This is a genomic window from Pseudoalteromonas sp. MMG005 (assembly GCF_018101015.1).
Taxonomy (GTDB): domain Bacteria; phylum Pseudomonadota; class Gammaproteobacteria; order Enterobacterales; family Alteromonadaceae; genus Pseudoalteromonas; species Pseudoalteromonas aurantia.
The window spans coordinates 1-2,645 of record NZ_JAGJEK010000057.1 but is presented as its reverse complement, the minus strand read 5'-3'; the positions used below and the strand labels follow the sequence as shown (position 1 = coordinate 2,645).

The 2,645-nt window shown below is 35.5% G+C and carries 2 protein-coding genes and 1 pseudogene; all 3 read left to right on the top strand.

Annotation, left to right across the window (positions count from 1 at the left end; genetic code table 11):
* A pseudogene (locus J8M01_RS23645) lies at positions 1-426 on the top strand (integrase); the annotation flags it as partial.
* Positions 419-1,093 (top strand): gamma-mobile-trio protein GmtX, encoded by a 675-nt coding sequence (gene gmtX / locus J8M01_RS23640; protein ID WP_247671265.1) that lies wholly within the window; start codon positions 419-421, stop codon positions 1,091-1,093. The pseudogene J8M01_RS23645 and the gene gmtX, both read left to right, overlap by 8 nt.
* A gap of 255 nt (positions 1,094-1,348) precedes the next feature.
* Positions 1,349-2,308, top strand: coding sequence for an ABC transporter substrate-binding protein (locus J8M01_RS23635; RefSeq protein WP_247671264.1), 960 nt, complete (start codon positions 1,349-1,351; stop codon positions 2,306-2,308).
* Positions 2,309-2,645: the final 337 nt, after the last annotated feature.

Below are 2,645 nucleotides of genomic sequence, written 5' to 3'. Positions count from 1 at the left end.
AGTTTATTGGAAACGAATTCAGAATTATTACAACTTTCTGGGGTTTGTGAAGATGCTGAAATTTATCCTGAACAAGCTGATGAACTACTCAAAACTCCAGCGATAGAAAAACGTTCGAGAACTTTGAATACTGTATTAATGAGAGAAGGATATCAGCCTATTTTTATGACGATGGACGAGTCCATGCAACTTATTATGGGCAATGCCTTAATGCGGGCAATGGCGCAACAGGCACATCCCGTTGATTGGAAAGTAGAAGGAATGCAAAAAGTTTGTGGGCTCATAGATGCAGAACGTTCGTTAAGAGAAAGTGGAATACTTGAGAAAGGAGTAGAAGCTTTAGAGTCTCAGTGGCAAAAGCCCGTATTAAAGCTGAGAGAATTATTACAACCTAATAAAACTGAGTTGATTTGTGCAAATGACTGAAATTGATCCTAAAAAACTTCTGGTAGAATTAAAAGACAAAGCTACATCCCGTAAGAGTAAAAGCCTCGACTTGATTTATAATTTATTGGAGTTACAAACCCAAAATAAGAAAATGGATTTTTCCATTGCTACTATTGGACGGCTATCAGTTAAAAGTGGAGGTCCATCACCGCAAGCAATTCGTAATAAAGGAGGTGATAATTATAGAACATTAATTGAAGCTTGGGCTGCTTCACAGGGTACTACAACAAAAAAACCACCATCAATAGGTGCGAGGAACATTACCCCAAAACGTGACGAAGATATTTTAATGCTAATTGAAGATCCGGCATTAAAAGCAGTGATTGGAGCTATCATCAGAGAACGTAATCAGTTTCGTAATGAATTAAGAGTATTAAAAAGTCATACGTCAATAACTGTTGATCGACGTCCAATTAGACGAGAAAGTAAGCAACCCATTGAATTACTCCCCGCCATAACAGGTTTGTTAACCTTGTCCGAACGAGTAGCGCTGGAAGATTCTATTTCAGAAAAAACTTTTGCAGAACGTTGCTGGGTATGTATGCCAAATGGTCGAGTAAAAGATGAAAATGGAAGACATTTATATAAACCTGGTTATATCAGTGCAATTGAAAATATTTTAAGAGAAACCCAAAACGGAGAGTAATAAAGTATCATACTCGAAACTCGGTTAACAAGTAGCAGCTTTTACCACCTGAAGACGTCAGCAAATGCCACACAACGGACTATGTCTATTAGTTGAGATATATCAAATTTAGGCCATAATAGAAAAGTAAGCGGACATCTGTATTTAGAACAATATGCTCTTTCTTTTCACAAGTAAAAATCAGTCTTTCGACTATGAATCAAATTTGCAGAAAAATATATTGATTTTATAACAGTAAAAATAAGGGGATAAAGTATGTACCAATTTGTATGTGTATTTTTGATTGTCATGCTAATAGCTCCATTTTCAAAACTATCCTATTCTAACGATTATTCAAGGCCTGATAAGGTCATAATTCCTTTAAATAACTGGTCCAGTCAAAGAGTTTTATCTCACGTTGTAGGAAAATTAATACAGCGACTTGGTGTAGAAGTTAAATATCAAAACATAGCTGCTACTGATCAGTGGGGGGCTTTACGCAAAGGTATTGTACATTTACAAATTGAAGTGTGGCAGCAATCAATGAGTAAAGAATTTAATGATATGATCAATAATAATTATATCATTGACCTCGGTACTCATAGCGCAGTTGCTAGAGAGGAATGGTGGTACCCAGAATACGTGGAAAAAGACTGCCCTGAATTACCGCAATGGACAGGTTTAAAAAAATGTGCTCTTTTATTTTCTAGTCGAACGATGATGAATAAGGGCGTATTTTATACAGGCCCATGGGATTATAATGATGCTGATCTGATTCGAGCTTTAAACCTCAACTTTTCCATTAAACGCTTATCCAGCGCAAAAGCATTATGGCAAAAACTGAGGAGCGCTATTGCTGACCAACGACCTATAATGATTCTAAACTGGACACCAAATTGGACAAGTGTACGTATAAAGGGACAGTTTGTTGAATTTCCACAGTACACGCCTGAATGTGAATCTGTTCCTTCGTGGGGAATAAATAAAAACATTGCGAAAGATTGCGGAAACATTAAAGAAGGTTGGTTAAAAAAAGCAGCTTGGACAGGACTTAAAGAAACTTGGCCTTGTGTTTATTCATTAATGGAAAATATTGATTTGAATAATGCAATGATATCGGATGCTTCCGCACTGGTTGTCATCGATGGTTACTCTGAAGAAGAAGCCGCAAATATATGGATAGATAAATACAGTCAAACCATTATTCCTTGGTTAGATATCCAGTGTCATAAATAACAATATATAGAGTAATACTTTGGCATTAGTTAACTATGTAATCCTCATCTGTCATGTCTTCTATCGGGTCACTTGCGGAAGTTTATCTTTTTTATTATTCACTTCCGCTTCGCGCACAAAGTGATCCTAGTTTACTAGTGGAGAGCTAAACGTAGTTCAGTGGTAAAATAATCGAAAACACTCTATTTTAGAACCCACATACAGATAACAGATGATTATTTAGAATGATTTTGATTATAACTTTTATATTATATAATCAAAAATAATTATCTTTTTATAATATAAATATCAGTAGCTTGTATTGTTTTATTATACTTTTAGCTATCTATAAGCGCCC

Excerpts from the sequence above, each read along its gene's own strand:
- gmtX (WP_247671265.1), top strand. The coding sequence starts at position 419 with ATGACTGAAATTGATCCTAAAAAACTTCTGGTAGAATTAAAAGACAAA.
- J8M01_RS23635 (WP_247671264.1), top strand. The coding sequence starts at position 1,349 with ATGTACCAATTTGTATGTGTATTTTTGATTGTCATGCTAATAGCTCCA.